The 17,312-nt window shown below is 41.2% G+C and carries 18 protein-coding genes; 2 read left to right on the top strand and 16 right to left on the bottom strand.

Features of this window, described 5'->3' with window-relative positions; genetic code table 11:
• Positions 1-200: 200 nt before the first annotated feature.
• Together IEX81_RS14615 and lgt are read right to left on the bottom strand one after the other, a co-directional pair.
• On the bottom strand, positions 201-632 hold the full coding sequence (locus IEX81_RS14615) for a hypothetical protein (RefSeq protein WP_188804643.1): 432 nt from the start codon (positions 630-632) through the stop codon (positions 201-203).
• A 37-nt stretch (positions 633-669) separates the two neighbouring features.
• Positions 670-1,455 carry a prolipoprotein diacylglyceryl transferase gene (gene lgt, locus IEX81_RS14610; protein ID WP_010023121.1) on the bottom strand — a complete coding sequence of 262 codons (786 nt, stop codon included), beginning with the start codon at positions 1,453-1,455 and terminating at the stop codon, positions 670-672.
• A gap of 326 nt (positions 1,456-1,781) precedes the next feature.
• Here lgt and IEX81_RS14605 point away from each other — a divergent pair, with 326 nt between their 5' ends.
• Positions 1,782-2,156 carry an ArsR/SmtB family transcription factor gene (locus IEX81_RS14605; RefSeq protein ID WP_093672797.1) on the top strand — a complete coding sequence of 125 codons (375 nt, stop codon included), beginning with the start codon at positions 1,782-1,784 and terminating at the stop codon, positions 2,154-2,156.
• Positions 2,149-4,263 carry a heavy metal translocating P-type ATPase gene (locus IEX81_RS14600; protein WP_093672795.1) on the top strand — a complete coding sequence of 705 codons (2,115 nt, stop codon included), beginning with the start codon at positions 2,149-2,151 and terminating at the stop codon, positions 4,261-4,263. Before IEX81_RS14605 ends, IEX81_RS14600 begins: the two co-directional genes overlap by 8 nt.
• A gap of 281 nt (positions 4,264-4,544) precedes the next feature.
• Here the strand turns inward: IEX81_RS14600 and IEX81_RS14595 are convergent, their stop codons facing one another.
• From IEX81_RS14595 to copZ, 14 genes are all read right to left on the bottom strand, one after another.
• Positions 4,545-5,198 carry a methyltransferase family protein gene (locus IEX81_RS14595; RefSeq protein WP_010027497.1) on the bottom strand — a complete coding sequence of 218 codons (654 nt, stop codon included), beginning with the start codon at positions 5,196-5,198 and terminating at the stop codon, positions 4,545-4,547.
• Positions 5,199-5,259: 61 nt separating this feature from the next.
• Positions 5,260-5,631: a cupredoxin domain-containing protein gene (locus IEX81_RS14590; RefSeq protein ID WP_010026851.1), complete on the bottom strand. Its 372-nt coding sequence runs from the start codon at positions 5,629-5,631 to the stop codon at positions 5,260-5,262.
• A gap of 19 nt (positions 5,632-5,650) precedes the next feature.
• The gene (locus IEX81_RS14585) at positions 5,651-7,762 is read right to left on the bottom strand and encodes a copper-translocating P-type ATPase (RefSeq protein ID WP_188804641.1); all 2,112 of its coding nucleotides are present in this window, start codon (positions 7,760-7,762) and stop codon (positions 5,651-5,653) included.
• Positions 7,763-8,162: 400 nt separating this feature from the next.
• Complete coding sequence (gene ftsH / locus IEX81_RS14580) at positions 8,163-9,998, bottom strand: ATP-dependent zinc metalloprotease FtsH (RefSeq protein ID WP_188804639.1); 1,836 nt, start codon at positions 9,996-9,998, stop codon at positions 8,163-8,165.
• Between the two features lie 196 nt (positions 9,999-10,194).
• The gene (locus IEX81_RS14575; RefSeq protein ID WP_157800384.1) at positions 10,195-10,368 is read right to left on the bottom strand and encodes a hypothetical protein; all 174 of its coding nucleotides are present in this window, start codon (positions 10,366-10,368) and stop codon (positions 10,195-10,197) included.
• 434 nt (positions 10,369-10,802) lie between these two features.
• Entirely contained in the window at positions 10,803-10,967 is a 165-nt protein-coding gene (locus tag IEX81_RS14565) for a hypothetical protein (protein WP_165361679.1), read from the bottom strand.
• A 29-nt stretch (positions 10,968-10,996) separates the two neighbouring features.
• Positions 10,997-11,188, bottom strand: coding sequence for a hypothetical protein (locus IEX81_RS14560; protein WP_010025838.1), 192 nt, complete (start codon positions 11,186-11,188; stop codon positions 10,997-10,999).
• A gap of 317 nt (positions 11,189-11,505) precedes the next feature.
• Positions 11,506-12,864 (bottom strand): sensor histidine kinase, encoded by a 1,359-nt coding sequence (locus IEX81_RS14555; protein WP_229727634.1) that lies wholly within the window; start codon positions 12,862-12,864, stop codon positions 11,506-11,508.
• A gap of 47 nt (positions 12,865-12,911) precedes the next feature.
• Positions 12,912-13,619 (bottom strand): response regulator transcription factor, encoded by a 708-nt coding sequence (locus tag IEX81_RS14550; RefSeq protein WP_370646039.1) that lies wholly within the window; start codon positions 13,617-13,619, stop codon positions 12,912-12,914.
• A gap of 149 nt (positions 13,620-13,768) precedes the next feature.
• Complete coding sequence (locus tag IEX81_RS14545) at positions 13,769-14,428, bottom strand: TIGR01906 family membrane protein (RefSeq protein ID WP_188804635.1); 660 nt, start codon at positions 14,426-14,428, stop codon at positions 13,769-13,771.
• A 196-nt stretch (positions 14,429-14,624) separates the two neighbouring features.
• Positions 14,625-15,440, bottom strand: coding sequence for a DUF4247 domain-containing protein (locus IEX81_RS14540; protein ID WP_229727633.1), 816 nt, complete (start codon positions 15,438-15,440; stop codon positions 14,625-14,627).
• A gap of 19 nt (positions 15,441-15,459) precedes the next feature.
• Entirely contained in the window at positions 15,460-15,963 is a 504-nt protein-coding gene (locus IEX81_RS14535) for a DUF4178 domain-containing protein (RefSeq protein WP_188804633.1), read from the bottom strand.
• Positions 15,964-16,058: 95 nt separating this feature from the next.
• The gene (locus IEX81_RS14530) at positions 16,059-16,724 is read right to left on the bottom strand and encodes a PspA/IM30 family protein (protein WP_188804631.1); all 666 of its coding nucleotides are present in this window, start codon (positions 16,722-16,724) and stop codon (positions 16,059-16,061) included.
• Between the two features lie 322 nt (positions 16,725-17,046).
• The gene (gene copZ / locus IEX81_RS14525) at positions 17,047-17,262 is read right to left on the bottom strand and encodes a copper chaperone CopZ (RefSeq protein WP_047035337.1); all 216 of its coding nucleotides are present in this window, start codon (positions 17,260-17,262) and stop codon (positions 17,047-17,049) included.
• Between the last annotated feature and the right edge of the window lie 50 nt (positions 17,263-17,312).

The following is a 17,312-nucleotide window of genomic DNA, read 5'->3' as shown; positions in this document are numbered from 1 at the left end:
CTTAAGGGGAAGGCTTTCCCTTTTCAATTGTTTTTTGAATCTATTTACACAAGATTATTTAAACACTCGTTTCCAACCTTTTAGCCTTCAATCTTTTAGAGACTGATGCAATTCTCACATCATGAAAATACGTACATTCCTCATAAAAATAGAAAGTCACCCTATGTCCTGCTTGCCATTTGCTAAAAATCATTTCACCACTATTTATTCATATCACTATGATTATGGTCATGCGTGTTTATGCTGTTAGGATTCTGTGTGTTTGAAGGTGGCTGAATGATCGTACTGATTGTCTGGGGTACAGCAGAAAATACAATCACAATCGAAAGAATCGAAGCGATGGCATAAACCCATGCGACCGGGCGTTCATGTCTCCATTTGCGTTTCGCTACGAAAATAAACCGGATCGAAATGATAAGGGAAATGAGTAACAGGATGACTTTTAAAAGGGGAGGCATATTAAATAAAACTGCCCCGATCGACGTTAAACCGACAGAAATCAACAGTATATGCAGCCAGTGATGGGATGTAGCAATAATGGCGAAAAGGACAGAACCTATGGTTTTTAGTAAGGTTTTCCCTCGATTTGACTTTTTATTTGCTGAAACTGATCCAGATTTTCTGTTCCTCATGCCGCTTCTCCTTTTCTTTGTTTCCTAATTTTCTTTGTTACTCTCGATGAGCAGCTTTCATTTGTCTATAGCGTCCGATCATAAAACCGATCGCTAAGATAATCGTTGCCAAAGCCGTCAATTGAGCGACTTTCAGATTAAGTAATGTCCTTAGGCTGTCTCCTCTCCAGAACTCTAAAGTAAATCTCAACGTTGAGTAAAGTATTAACATCTGAAGGAATAGAAACCCTTGGAATGGTTTTCTATATTTAATCAATAGCAAAAAGCCAAAGATGATCAAATCACCGATGGCCTCAAATAAGGGCATCGGCAGGACCGGCGTGCTGCCAAAGATGTTGTAGACAAATGTTCCCGGAGGATAGGAAACAGCCAAGATGGAATTGCTTGGAATACCATAAGCGTCACCGGTAAGAAAATCTGATATGCGACCAATCGCCATTCCGAGTATTAACGCCGGTGCCACGATATCGGCTACCTGCCAAACTGGCAATTTATGCTTCTTAGCGAGCCAGATTCCTACTAAAGTACCGCCGAGAATGCCACCTTGTATTGCCAGTCCCCCCATCCAAACCATAAAAATTTCTGCTGGATGAGCAGCGTAATACGGCCATTTGAAGAGAACAAACCACAATCTTGCTCCAAGAACACCACCCAATACACAATAAATAGCGAATTCCACCATGTAATCCGCTTGAATACCTTGCCTCTTGGCCTCACGATTTATCAACCATAAACCAAAGAGCGTTGCCAGAGCTACCGAAGCACCCAACGTATTAATTGGAATCGGTCCGATTCTAAATAAAACAGGTCCTGGAAACCACATGAACCTTCCTCCCTTTTAATAAAAATAATCACTTTATAAGTTGAATCCTATTGCAAAAATGTGTGGAAACGATGTGGAAACGATAAACTTCGGTTATGATTATAGAAAAATCTTTGGTGATGCATATCAATGAAGAAGGTCATGGAGATTGACCAAAGGAAAAAAAGTCATCTATCTTTTATCATCTTATTTTTCTGTAGTTAATGGCACATAATTGACATCTCTAGCACACTAAAAAAATTTATTCAAATGTACATTTGAATAAAATAAGAAATGATGTATAATATAATCAAATGAATATTTGAATGATAAGGAGGTCGCTATTAGTGGTCGAAAAAGATACATGTGAAATTTATTGCTATGACGAAGAAAAGGTCAATCGCATACAAGGCCTTTTAAAAAATGAAAATGATGGGCTATCTCGCGTTGTTCGATTGTTCAAAGCGCTTGCTGATGAAAATAGGTCAAAAATAGTCTTTGCCTTATGTCAAGATAAGGAGCTATGTGTTTGTGACGTTGCAAACATTATTGGTTCTTCCATAGCAACGGCTTCACATCACCTACGCACTCTCCGTAAGCAAGGTCTTGTAAAATATCGAAAGGACGGAAAAATGGCATTTTATTCGCTTGATGATGAACACATCAAACAATTAATTTCTATTGCAATGACGCACAGAAAAGAGGAGAAAACTCATGTCTGAACAACAAGTCAAGTCATATCGAGTTCAAGGGTTTGACTGCATGGAATGCGCGAACAAGTTTGAAAAAAATGTAAAGCGGTTAGATGGAGTGATTGAAGCTAAAGTGAATTTTGGCGCTTCTAAGATTATGGTTACTGGAAACACAACCATTGAAGCGTTAGAAAAAGCAGGAGCGTTTGAAAAATTAAAAGTCAGGGATGAAGCAGAACAAACTGTTGAACATGTACCATTTTGGAAGCAAAAAGAAAATTTTAAAGTCTACATTTCAGCCTTTCTATTGATAATCAGTTGGATTATTGGGACTCAATACGGAGAGCTGAGTCTGATTCCTACCATCGGATTTTTAGCGGCTATTATCATCGGTGGCTACTCGTTATTCATTGAAGGTTTTAAAAATCTGATTCGGCTTGACTTTGATATGGACACTCTTATGACGATTGCTATTATAGGAGCGGCCGCGATAGGTAAATGGGAAGAAGGAGCAACGGTTGTTATTCTCTTTGCGATTAGTGAAGCGTTAGAAAGTTATTCAGCAGATAAAGCGAGACAATCTATTCAATCGTTAATGAAAATTGCACCAAAAGAAACATTGATTCGTCGGAACGGTCAAGAATTGATGGTCCCTGTTGTAGATGTTCAGGTTGGTGACACAATGATTGTGAAACCAGGGCAAAAATTGGCTATGGACGGAGTTGTGACTAATGGAACATCGACTCTAAATCAAGCCGCTATTACTGGCGAGTCAGTACCAGTAACAAAAACCATTAATGACGAAGTCTTTGCTGGGACATTAAATGAAGAAGGTTTGTTGGAGGTCAAAGTTACAAAAAGAGTTGAAGATACAACTCTTTCTAAAATTATTCATTTAGTTGAAGAATCTCAAGCAGAAAAAGCACCTTCTCAGACGTTTGTTGATCGTTTTGCAAAAGTCTATACGCCAGCGATTATTATTTTCGCTGTCCTGTTGTCCGTGATTCCTCCTTTATTCATGGGAGATTCTTGGGGAGATTGGATCTATCGAGGGTTAGCCTTGCTGGTTGTCGGTTGCCCGTGTGCTCTGATCATTTCTACACCCGTAGCTATTGTCACATCGATAGGAAATGCTGCCAAAAACGGTGTAATTATCAAAGGAGGAGTTCACCTAGAAGAAGCTGGCTCCCTCAAGGTTATTGCCTTTGATAAAACCGGTACATTAACAAGAGGGATTCCAGAGGTTACAGACGTTGTAACTTTTAATAAAAACGAACAAGATATCATAACCTTAACAGCGGCTCTTGAAAAAGGATCTCAGCACCCACTCGCCTCAGCCATTGTTAGGAAGGCTGAGGAAGAAAGGCTGAAATTTAACGATATTGAGATTGAGGACTTTCAATCCATTACTGGTAAAGGTGTCAAGGCTAGAATTAACCAGAACATGTACTATGTGGGAAGCCCGAACCTTTTTGAAGAAACACTTTCTAATGGGATTAAAAAAGCTATTCATAATCAGATTGTAACCCTTCAAAAGCAAGGGAAAACAGTAATGGTTTTTGGAACGGACGGAGATATTCTTGCCCTTATCGCTGTGGCTGATAAGCTAAGAGATTCAGCGAAGAATGTTATCCAAAAACTTCATCAGTCCGGTATTGAACAAACTGTAATGTTAACAGGGGACAACAAAAGTACAGCCGAGACAATAGGAAAAGAAGTCGGTGTTTCTGATATTCAAGCAGAATTGCTACCGGAAGAAAAGCTAAATTATATTAAGTCCTATCGTGGGAAGCAAAAGGTTGCAATGGTTGGTGATGGGGTGAACGATGCCCCAGCATTGGCAGAAGCCACTGTGGGTATTGCTATGGGGGGTGCTGGAACAGATACAGCTTTAGAGACAGCCGACATTGCCCTTATGTCTGATGATTTAACAAAATTGCCCTACACAATAAAATTGAGCCGTAAAGCTTTGGCGATTATTAAACAAAACGTCACGTTCTCACTAGCTATTAAAGCTATTTCTATATTGCTTATTTTCCCAGGGTGGCTAACACTATGGATTGCTATTTTAGCTGATGTGGGAGCTACAATAATTGTCACATTGAACAGTTTACGACTCGCGAAAGTTAAAGAGTAAAAATCAAAGACAAAACCTTCGCTTGATTGGCGAAGGTTTTAGTGCTGATTATGGAAGATGGGGGGATGTGTAAGTTAGTACGTTTTGGAACAGCATTGATACACAGATAAGTTTGGTCGATTATGTGAAGCGGTCCGGTTACCATCATTGTTTGTTCAATGTTTTAATGTTTTCTCAAATTAATCACGGAGGAACACAGAGAGTGAGTAATCTACCACACTAAAATTAATGATTAAAAGAATCCATGTATAAATAGTAAAAGGATCATCTGTCAGTTTCTTTTAATTTGTTTCCTTCTTTGTGAAATTAGTTAAATGTATCTTTGGAACGAATCTAGGTACCTTTTTCATATACTCGAGATATTCCTCACCAAACTCTTGAATCATGTTCTGTTCTTCTCTTTTTGCCAGTTTCCTGTACATAATCAGTAAAGTAGGCGCCATAATGAGTGTAATTAACGTTGGCCATTGAATCAGAAAACCGATAATTGCCACTCCGAAACCGGTGTATTGAGGATGGCGAATAAATCGGTAGATCCCATCCGTGACTAATTTTCCTTCCCCTGAATGTATTTTTCTCCAACCAATCCCGATAATAATCAATCCGCCAAAAATAAACACATTGCTTAAAGGGTGAAGAATATCAAATAAAATCGGAGATCCTCCTGCTACTGCCACCCATAGATGACCATTAATATGATTGAACGGATCAAGAACTGGATAATTCTTCCCAAGGATAGATGTCAGGATATAGATGGTCAGGGGATAACCAAACATTTCGCTGAACAAAGCGACCATAAACCCTGTAAATGCCCCCAAAGTTCTCCAGTCCCGTTTTGTCGTCGGTTTAAACACGGAGTAAGCAAACAGTCCGAAGAAAACGATGTTGAATAGGACAGCACCCCATAGACCGTACGCGTATTTTCCATCAGGCATGAGCAAATCTCCTCTTCATAAATAATCTATAAACCAGCTCATTGTTTCTTGTTTTATTTTTTTAGTTTTTCACAATAATCTTTCCTCTGAACATCCCCATCTGGCAGGTAAAGTCATAGGATCCTGTTTTCATGGGAGGGAGATCAACAATAACCTTTTCTCCAGCCGGCAGCGTCGCGCTTTTCTCAAATCCAGGAAAAATAACCATTCCGTCACAGGCTCCTGTCTCTATACGGGTAAACTCAAATCGAACCGGTTTCCCGCTCTGGACAACAATACGGGACGGATTATAGCCGTTTTTAACCAGGATCTTAGCCTCCTGAAAACCGGAAGCATTCGTTTCCGCAAGGCTTCCTCCTTTTTTCGGTCCCCAGAAGTACCAGGCGATCACACCAATTAATAACAGTCCAACAACTGTAACAAACCAATTCATTTGAATCATTCTCCCCTCTTTAATTAAATTTAAGTTTCAATTGTTTCAAACGGTTCGCGTTCAGGACAACAGTTAAAGAACTGAACGCCATGGCTGCTGCGGCAACCAGCGGCGATAACAGGATGCCCGTGAAGGGATAGAGCACACCCAAGGCAATGGGAATACCGATTGCATTGTAAATAAAGGCGCCGAATAAACCTTCGTAGATGTTTTTCATCGTGGCTCGGCTGACTCTAATAGCCCTAACAACCCCCTCCAGGCTCCCGGAAATGAGTGTGATATCACTTGCTTCAATGGCGACATCCGTTCCGGTTCCAATGGCAATACCGACATCGGCCTGTGTGAGTGCCGGTGCATCGTTAATGCCGTCGCCGACCATCGCCACTTTCTTCCCTTCTTCCTGAAGCCTGCGGACATTTTCCGCCTTATGCTGAGGAAGGACCTCCGCCAGGACCTGATCAATGCCCACCTGTTTGGCGATCGCGCGGGCCGTTCGCTCGTTGTCCCCGGTAATCATCACGACTTCCAGGCCCATTGATTTCAATTCATGAATAACGGAAAGCGAGTCCTTCTTGACGATATCGGCAACCGCAACGATGCCACCGGCTTCCCCATTGATCGCCAGGAACATCGGCGTCTTTCCCTGATCGGCCATCGAGGCAGCATAAGAGTTAAAGCCGTCCAGAGGAATCCCTTTTTCCTTCATCAGTTTTAAATTACCGAAATAGATCATTTTTCCATCGACCGTTCCTTCAACTCCATGTCCCGGAATCGCATTGAAGCCCTCACTCTTAACAGGCGTCAACCCTTTCTCCTTAGCCTTTTCCACAATAGCGGATGCCAGCGGATGTTCGGATCCCTGCTCAACCGAAGCGCTGATGAGAAGGAGTTCTTCCTCAGTAAATTTTCCAAGGGGAACGATATCCGTCAGTGAAGGCTTTCCTTCCGTTATCGTGCCGGTTTTATCCATGACGATCGTCCTTAGTTTCTGTGCGATTTGCAGCGCTTCTCCGGAGCGGATTAATATCCCGTTTTCCGCTCCTTTTCCAATACCGGTCGTCAGGGACATCGGTGTTGCCATTCCCAGCGCGCATGGGCAGGCAATAATTAAGGTCGTCACTGCAACAATCAACGCATATACCCATCCCGGCTGCGGCCCGAAATCATACCAGACGATATAGCCGAGTATGGCCGCAATAATGACACCCGGAGTGAAGATTGACGAAATCTGATCGACAACTTTCTGAACGGGAATACGCGATCCCTGGGCCTGCTTCACCATTTCCACAATATTGGCTAATGCCGAGTCCTTTTGTTCTTTGGTTACTTTGAATGTAAAACTTCCTGTTTTATTCAGCGTCCCTCCGAAAACTTCATCGCCTTCATTCTTTTCCACAGGTATAGATTCTCCGGTCAGCATCGACTCATCAATAGCTGAACTTCCTGAGACAACGGTTCCGTCTATGGCGACCTTTTCACCGGGACGGACAATAATTTGATCACCGATATTTATTTCCTCTAACGGTACCTTGACTTCTTTTCCATCCCTGACAACGTTGGCTGTCTGTGGCTGCAGAGCAACTAGTTTGTTGATCGCCTCTGAAGACCGTCCTTTTGCTTTCACTTCGAGCGCTGATCCAAGAACGACAAGAGCCGTGACAACTGTGGTTACATCATAGTACACATCTGCCATTTCCGGCGAAGGAAATATACTCGGCCAAAATAAGGCGATAAGAGAATAAAGCCACGCCGCCGAAACACCCGTTGCGATGAGCGTATTCATATTAGCCGAACGCTGTTTCAAGCCTTCCCACGTGCCAATAAAGAATTGTCCTCCGCTTCGGATCACGACGAACAAGGCGAGTATTCCCATGATTAACCGCGCCCACCACAGTTGCTGGCTTCCCATCGGAAGCAACTCACGTAACCCAGGAAATAAATTAGGGTAAGAAACTAAAATAACAGGAACAGATACAGTAGCTGCCAGCCACCATTTCTTCATTAGCGACCGATATTCTAATTCCTCAGTTGATTCTCCTTGCTGACCTTGTTCTGGCTTGATGTGACCGGTCATCATCTCATGCTCATGATCGTGATGTTCATGCATGTGCTGTGTTTTTTCAGCTTCCATTTTCAATTCTCCCCTCCAAAGTATTTAATAAATGAAAATCTAATGCTCAGTTTGTTTTCTATACTGTTGTTTCTTAGTAAGAGATATCCCTTATGCTATACCATCATTCATGGTGTCTATTTTAAGTATTTTATATCCAATGGGACTTCCTCTTGCATAAAGTAATGTTAATTGATAATCATGTAGATTCTGAGTTGAAAACGTGTAGAAACTGTTAATATCTAAAAAAAGGCTAAATTGAGCAATTGACATCTGCCCAATTTAACCTTTTTCATTTATAACCTCATCAAAAATATTGACTTTTCGTTGGGATCACTATGTTTCTCACGAAGCGTCCATCTTAATGTAATTTTCTTAAAGAACTTTTAAAATACATACTATTTTAATACATTTTCTTGCCTTAACGATTATTTCTGGGTTCGATATATTCTCCACGTTCATACAATGCCTTAATTTGTTCGGCTTCCAGTGTTTCAACTTTCAGCAAGGTTTGCGCGATCAGCTCCAGTTTATCACGGTGTTCCACCAGCAATTCCTTACAACGTGCATATTGTCTTTTAATGATTTGCTGCACCTCGGTGTCAATTTTGTAAGCAACCCGGTCACTAATATTTTGTTCATTTTGCATCATACCTAGAAAGGGCTGACTACCGTTATTTCCAAACTGCAAAGGACCGAGCTTCTCACTCATCCCCCACTCAGTCACCATGCGTCTTGCGATATTTGTAGCTCTCTGAAAATCATTGCTAGCTCCCGTAGATACTTCACCAAATGTGATCTCTTCAGCCACACGGCCACCAAGCAGGCCGGTGATCTGTTCCAGCAGTTCCGGTTTGGTCATTAAATGGCGATCTTCTTTAGGCAAAGAAATAGTGTACCCACCTGCCTGTCCACGTGGAATAATCGTCACTTTATGCACCTCATCGGCACCGTCTAGAGCTAGACCAATGATTGTATGCCCAGATTCATGATAGGCAACAATATTTTGTTCTTTTTTGGAAATGACACGTGATTTCTTTGCGACCCCTGCTATGACACGTTCAACTGCTTCATCAATATCCTCCATATCAATGACGATCTTGTTGGCGCGTGCAGCAACCAGTGCTGCTTCATTTAACAAGTTCTCTAAATCTGCTCCGGAAAATCCTGGTGTCAACTTAGCTACCGTTTTCAAATCAATATCTTTCGATAGCGGTTTGTTTCGTGCATGAACTCGAAGTACAGCCTCACGTCCATTCAGATCTGGACGGCTAACTGGAATTTGGCGATCAAAACGGCCTGGTCTCATCAAAGCGGGATCCAGAATATCCGGCCTGTTTGTCGCTGCAATGATTATGATTCCTTCATCGGCCGCAAAACCATCCATTTCAACGAGCAGCTGATTCAAAGTCTGTTCCCGTTCATCGTTTCCTCCGCCTAGACCGGCTCCTCGCTGGCGGCCGACGGCATCAATTTCGTCAATAAAGATAATACAAGGTGAATTTTTTTTTGCCTGTTCAAATAAATCACGAACCCTTGAAGCACCGACACCCACGAACATTTCAACAAAGTCAGAGCCGCTGATTGAAAAGAAGGGAACACCCGCTTCTCCGGCAACCGCACGCGCCAGCAATGTTTTCCCTGTTCCCGGAGGTCCTTCAAGTAAAACGCCTTTTGGTATTCTTGCACCCAAAGCAACAAATTTTCTCGGTTCTTTTAGAAAATCGACAATCTCAACTAATTCCTGCTTTTCTTCATCCGCACCCGCCACATCTTTAAACGTGACTTTATGATTATCCTCTTTATAAAGTTTAGCCTTACTTTTACCAACGCTCATCATTTGGCCGCCACCACGTGTACGATTCATGAGAAAGAAAACCAGCAAGAACATGAGAACAAATGGGATCAGTGAAGTAAGAAATACGACCCAACCAGGTGTACTTGCTTCTGGTTGAATAGTCAAATTGGATTGTTCAGCCAATGAAGTGATTTGATTGATTTCCTTTTCACTTGCCGGGACATAGGCTCTAAATGTCGTATTCTTTTTTCCATTATTCAAGCGGCCTGTTGCTGTATAGACACTCCCATCCGGCTGAAGCGTCAGTTCTCTGACATCCCCTTTGGCAAGATGTTGTTGAAAGGTACTGAAAGACATCGGTTCAACAATGTTGTTTGGACTGGTCAGCCATTTGGTCACGCCTGCAACAACCAGAACGATAAAGACATAAATGATCATATTTCTATAGACGCGTTTCATCCGTCTCCTCCACTCACGCATAAGGAACCCTGTATTTCAAAAGTGAAAGTCACTCTAATTTTCACCGTTCATCATTTAATTATCTGATGGAGATGTGAATTCTTTATGTAAAGCCACATCGGTGGCAGCTCTAAGTCACAGCGATAAGAGTATTCCCTTCACTCTTATCTGCAGAGTTCAACTTAACAACACCTGATTAAAATTCAGTTCTAACGGTTCTTTTGTTAAAAAGATTCTGTTTAGATCCTCTCCGTGTTCTCATTGATTGATTTTCCTTTTCTAAAATGGGACAAACATATTCTTCTCTTATTTTTTGCTTTTGCCAAGCTAAAGTCCCCGGTTGTGCTTTTTCATCTTTTGATTTTGTCAATCTACATTTCACCTCTTTTTACTGGTTTTATTATCTGTAATGATCAATGAAATCCTTATTAAATAGAGACGAAAAACCCGATTGAGTTTTCGTCCCTATAAAGAAAAGTCGAATTGAAACTTTTTTCAAGTCAATGATGATGTCCATTACCTTTCTTCATCATAGCCGGCATCATGAACAGATGCATCAACGGGCAAATAAGTACAGCCGCGAGTATGAGCAAACTATTTGATCCTGAAAATCCGCCTGTGAAAAACAGACCAATGATCACAGCTATTGGAATAATGAGGCAGACTGCCATCATAAGGTTATGATTGTGTTGATGAGTTCCATGAGCACTATGATTTTCATTTCCCTGATTTTGATTTTCGTGACCCTGACTGTTATGATCATGATTCCCGCAACAATTCATCAAAAATCCCTCCTCAATCTCGTTATGCTTGTTTACTTTTCAGCTGCTGAAGTTCTTTCCGCAACTGATCATTCTGTTCTTTTAACGCGTCAAATTCATTCTGTTTCTCATGAATATGCTGATGTGTGCCGTGTTGATGGCTTTCAGACTGATGACCTTCATGATTGTGATTCCCGCAACAAGACATAAAAAATTCCTCCTCGTAAACTTTGATTATTAATCCTTGTTTTTAAGCTGTTGAAGCTGTTCCCGCAAAAGATTATTCTGTTCTTTCAGGTCGTTCAATTCATTCGAGCTTTTTTGATGTTCAGAATGATCCGTTTCTGAATGATTTCCCTTCATCATCATAAACATCATCGGGAGCATCATAAGGGGACAAGCGAGTAATAGTAGCCAAGACCAGTCCATTGATTTCTTCCTCCTCTCATTCTTCAATAATGATTATAGGAAAGAAATGTGTGGAATCTGTGTGGAAAACATGTAGAAGGCGAGTAATTGTTGAAAAAATAAAAAAAGATTTACATATTACTCTTTGTTCCTGTAATGGAACCATAAATACAGGCTGCCAAAGAGGATCACAGGGCAGGCGACCCACATGCAGACTTTGAAAAAAATCCTCCCAAATGCAAGAAAACTCTCATGACCAAAAGCATTGGCTGAGAAGAGAAGGCAGGTTAGTCCAACGATAATTAAAAAAAGTGAAAAGAACCAATCAATTTTCTTCATTATTTCATCCCGTCCCTTCTCTGCTTTTTTTCATGAGTAAAGATCAATGTGAAAGTAGTCCCGACGCCCATTTGGCTATCAACTCGAACCGTTCCGTCCTGCATTTCAACGTATTTTTTGACGATAGACAGGCCTAATCCAGTCCCCCCGTATTCACGCGCACGTGATTTCTCCACTCGATAAAATCGTTCAAAGATATAAGGCAACTCTTCTTTAGGAATACCCATGCCTGTGTCTGATACGGAAAGGACAGTTGCTTCTTTCTTCCCGGTCAGTCGTACAAGAACGCTGCCCTTCTCCGTATAACGGATGGCATTCTCAAGTAAATTTAACAGCACCTGTTCCATCCGTTTACGATCTCCTCGAATAAGAGGAACCTGATCTTGTAAATCCAGCTGTAAGCTTAATCGTTTACTTTCTGCTTTAAGTTTAACTTTCTGAACAGCTGTTTTTATGGTTATCTTCAGATCCATCCATTCCATATTAAGTTTGATCTGTCCTTCCTCCATTTTCGAGAGGTCAAACAGGTCATTAATCAAATGTTCGAGACGAACGGATTCTTGATATATAATGGAAAGGTACTGTTTTTTTTCTTTATCAGAATCAACTAATCCATCTGTCAGAACTTTAGCATAACCCTGAAGATAAGTGACTGGGGTTCGAAGTTCATGTGAAATGTTTGAGAAAAACGCTCGCCGCGTATCTCGATATCTTTGCAAACTTGCAGCCAGATCATTAATGGAGTGCCCGAGCATACCGATTTCATCTCGACTCCCGACCTGAAGTCTTGTATCCCAGTTTCCTTTTGCCATTTTATCGGTCATTTGCTGCATTCGAAGCAGTGGACGAGAAAGCAGTTTACTCATGATAAGAATCATACCTAAAGCGAGAAAAAACGCGCCAAGTCCAGAAAGCACCAACAAATTTCGAAGTCTCTGCAAAGAATCGTCTATTTTTTTCATGGAAGAGACAATATAAATCGCAGACCCAGTCGTTTTCCCTATTTGTATGGGTTTACCTACAACATAAAACCGGTTTCCATGAACATCATGGTTTTGAAAAGCTACAGAATGACCGGATAGCAGGCGCCGGGTATCGCGTGACCGTATAAAAGACAGATTCGGCTGTTTCTCCCCTGGAAGCGTCAAAATCCTTCCTTCATCATTCAACCAGAAGACCTTTACATCTGAAAATTTAGCAAAAGCTCGAATCATTGATTGTGAAGAAGTATCATTGGATTCTGCCATGGTTGCAAAGTGTGCAGCAATTTCCTGTGTATTGTCCTTCATTTGAGCATCATAGAAATTTGTGAACAATCGATCAACAGCAAGACCGGAGGATACGAGAATCACAATCATCAGTACGATAACAGCCGCGCCCAATTTCAGCCCGATTCGATTGATACTCATGATTTTCCGACCTCTGCCTCAAATTTATAACCGACTCCCCAACTTGTCTGAATCGGGTTATAGACTAATCCGGATCTCTTTAATTTCTCTCTGATATTTTTAACGTGGATATCGACAACCCGCGCATCCCCTTCAAAATCATAACCCCATATTTGTTCGATCAACTGTTCACGAGACAGAACACGTCCTTTATTTTTGGCCAGCGTAGCAAAAAGGTCAAATTCTTTATGGGTTAAATCCACCGATTGATCATGAACAAAAACCTGGCGTCCGTCTCTATCAATCGTTAGTGCTGGAAAATTCAGCACATCGTTATTTGTTTTTTCGGTAGAGGTCGAGGATGCGCGGCGAATCAGCGCATGAACGCGGGCAATTAATTCCTCTGGATCAAAGGGTTTTGTCAGATAATCATCAGCCCCGAGTTCCAGCCCCTGGACCTTTTCTTTTGTCTCACCTAGAGCCGTTAACATCAGAATAGGAACGGATTGTGTCTTCCGAATCGACTGGCACACCTCCCAACCATCCATATTGGGCATCATCACGTCAAGGATGACCAAGTCAAAGGAGTGATTTTTAATTTTCAGCATCGCTTCATTGCCATCCGCTGCCTCAACGGTATTGAAACCTTCTTTAGATAAGTAGATGCGTAGCAAATTGCGCAACTTCCAGTCATCATCCACCATTAAGACTTGTAATTTCTTCATACTCATCACCTTCTCTCATCATACAGCAAATTTTCCATATTACATATATTAACAAATTGAAATCATGCGTAGCATACATCCTAGTTTCTTTTTTAAATCCAGTGATACTTTTTTTAAAAAAACTGGATCTCTTCCTATGGATTGTTTGATTAGAAAACGGACTTATTTTTCCACTTTTTTAATAACTTCCTATGACATACACTTAATAAAATCATGCCTATAACAATCCACATCAAAATAAATAAAGCGGCATGTAGAAAAAAGGCTTCCGGGAGGATCGTGATCACAGGATCTGTAACCGGATCGAACAGCCAGTAATTATTTCTAAAAAAAGCCTTGTGAAACAAAGTGAAGGATGCATCAAAGTTTAAAGTGAAAGCAGTTAAAGTAACGATAATGAAGAACAGAAGAATGAAAGACGCTTTTTTCAGAACACTGATCATTCCATGCTTAATACCGCAATACAGGCCAGCCACACTAACTAAACCTGTGATGATAAAGAGCAGCTCAATTGAAGTGAAGATCCTTTTGACATCCCCAAAATGAATTTGTCCGCGAACTGAGTAAGGCAGGGATGGAAGCTTAAAGGATTGAGGCCTTGGATCGAAAAGATATTGAATCATGTAATTATAGTTTTCCACAATTCTGGCTGTGCTGATACCCGCGATCTTGTCAATACCAAGATACCAGACATCGAAATAGTACAGAGGTTTAAAGAGCAGAGCAAGCTCTATTGACAGGAAAATAATAAACAACGCAAGATTGATGGCAAGCAGGGACTGAAATACACTGGATTTTTTGAAATGCATCCGCGCACACACCCATATGAAATATTTTGATCTGAACCACATAAGCCTAAAGAAGTGTAAAAATAGTGGATTCATATTTCTGTCAGGAAAAGGACTAATCCTCTCTTTTACGGCTTAGTCCTGAACAGAATTTCATAGACGACCATTAAATTGAAAGCGAACCGTAGTTTTGTAATCAATTTATTGACAATCGAATTTATCTGCTTCTTCTCATGATCCTTCCAAAACTTTTGAATTTGACTTTTGGTGGAGAATTATTTTTTGGGATTGAAATTCTTGAATTTTTTGGTAAAACTTTACTCGTTCCTTGACCCGTATCCGATTTCAAGATTTTCCCCGTATTTCTCTCAACCGAATTAATCGCCTGTCCTACATCTTTTGTAACGCTATTCCTTATTCTTGAGAATGTACTTGAAAACGAGTTCGAGTTATTCCCGGAGCTGCTACGCTTAATAATCGAACCGGTTGTCTGCTTCGTTATTGGAGGGATCGTTTTCTTTTCGCTGGCAGTAGGGGGCTGATACTTTACCGTTGGCCGAATTGTATTACCATCCGTATAGCCACGATAATTACCTAGAGCGCCTTTTCCCAATTGATACAATCGATCCAAGAGAACGGCAGACAGATAGCCCTTCAAAAACGACGAACTGTAATTGTTGCGAACAAATTCTTTATTACTTACTTCAATCAGGGTATTATCGGGGTTCTTTTTGTCTCTTTGAAGATCATATAATTCATCAGAATAGACAAGGAACATTTGCTGGTTGTCGTTTCTTGAGATCTGATCCGGCTTCTTTTGGTCGCTTAGTTTCTTGGCTACTTCTGGAACCGACTGTTTGTCAGCCTGATAAATATAGGACTCCTGATTTCCGTTTTTGGATACGGAGGTCAGCGGATAGCCACCGGTAACGGCTGGCTGTCCGGAGCCGGATGCGGAGCATCCGGTTAAAAGGGAAGCCCCGAGTACAATAGCCAATACAATTTTTATGCTGTTTGACAATCGCTTAATCATATTTAACGCTTCCTTTTTTTCATGACTGAATGATCCTGACGTCCATTGGCAGGACATCCTCTCCCTCATACAACATCATCTGGCCAGCCTGCCATTCAATACGGAGCAGTTTCCAGTTATCTGATTGAAAGTCCCAGAGATAGCGTTCATCGGAGGATGAAAAAGGCGTGTCACCTGAAGAGTGAGCTGTACCAACCGCTTGATCCTCCATATGATACAATGTCTCTTCCATTTCAATGGTCGTTGGAATTTCATTGATGTCTTCAAGACGCCCGTCAATTGCCTTATAAAGCGCGAGATCCAATTTTTCTCTTTTAGTCACCCGTAAATATTTGATTGAACTGCCATCCTTTAAAGTGAAGAAGGCTTCCCGACGCTGCGGAAAAAACATTTTTCCCGCAACCGTATAACTAGAAAGAGAGATATCAACAATATCACCTATAGATAAGGTGTAAGGCGTTTTTTCTTCAATTGGGGGTTCGGGCTTCTTCACTAAATTGATGATTCGATGAAATAGGGACATTTTTTATCTCCTTTCAACTTGCAAAAATAAAACCGACAGCCGTCTTTTGTGATTTTCTCGGCGTGCCGGCTCATTGATTTGCCTATTGTTATCCCTTATTTTTTATGCTGTTCGATGAGCTGTGCCAGCTCATCTTCGACCTTCTTGTCCTTCCCTAGGTTTTCAAACTCTTCATCGATGGACTTCTCTTTTTTATAGACTTCTCCGCTCGCCTCAGCTTCGGCCTCCATCTGCAATGTCTTTTCTTCCATGCGTTTCAGCCCAGCCATCGCGGTATTTGAATCAAAACCAGACATCGTGTCATTAATTTTTTTCTGAGCTTCCGCGGCGTTAACCCGTGCGACAAGAGTTTCCCGTTTATCCTTCAGCTCGGCAACCTGCTTTCGCATCTCGTCTAGTTTTTGACGAAGATTTTCTGCAGACACCTGATTTTGTTCGTAGCGTTCCTTGTACTCATTCATTTTTCGTTCAGCGTTTTGCTTATCCTCGATAACTCTTCGTGCCAGATCCAAGTCTCCTGTTTCAACAGCGAGGTGCGACTGTTCTTCACGTTTAGCCACAAGAGCTTTTTGTTCCTCGTAAAGGGCCTTGAATTTTTTTTCAAGAGCAATTTGTGCAGCGACTCCCCGTTCAGCTTCTTGTAAGTCCTCCTGCATATCGCGTAGATACTGATCGGTCATTTTAACTGGATCTTCTGCCTTTTCGATCACAGCATAAATATTTGAAACGGTAAGGTCACGCAGTCTTTTAAATAGTGACATTTAATGAAACCTCCTGATTGTTTTTCATGTCGATATCGGATCCCCTTAAAAGGGTGACCAACACTTTTTTTACCTTATTGACAAGTACATTCGTCATTTGCTGTTTTATATCAACGATACGCCCCCCCTTCTCTACTGCAATAAGATTACACGTTAAATGTGTAGAAACCATGTAAAAGTGATATTTCTCTAAAAAGAGAATTGAACATGATTTTGAAACATCAAAGCTACCCGCTTTTTTACTTTAATTCATTGTCTTGTTTCTTTTATGGTATTAAAAAAAGTGCCGCTAACCCATTTCGGGCGAGGCACTTCTTAACAATTAATTCTGTCCGACAACATCGTATCCTTGTTCTTCAACTGCTTCCTTCATCTTACTGAACTGAACCCTTGCCTCATCATATTCAACTGAGGCCTTACCTTTTTCAAGATCCACTGAAACAGCAGATACACCATCTAATCCTTTTAAAGCATTTGTAACTGAGGCCTTACAATGTCCGCAATGCATGCCCTTTACATCAAGTGTCGTCTTTGTCATCGTTTCAATCTCCTTTTTTATACTGAAAATTTTTTATTTAAAGATGAATG

The organism is Sporolactobacillus putidus, from assembly GCF_014647035.1.
Lineage (GTDB): Bacteria > Bacillota > Bacilli > Bacillales > Sporolactobacillaceae > Sporolactobacillus > Sporolactobacillus putidus.
Note: the sequence above shows the minus strand (reverse complement) of the source record. Positions and strands in the feature narration are given on the sequence as shown.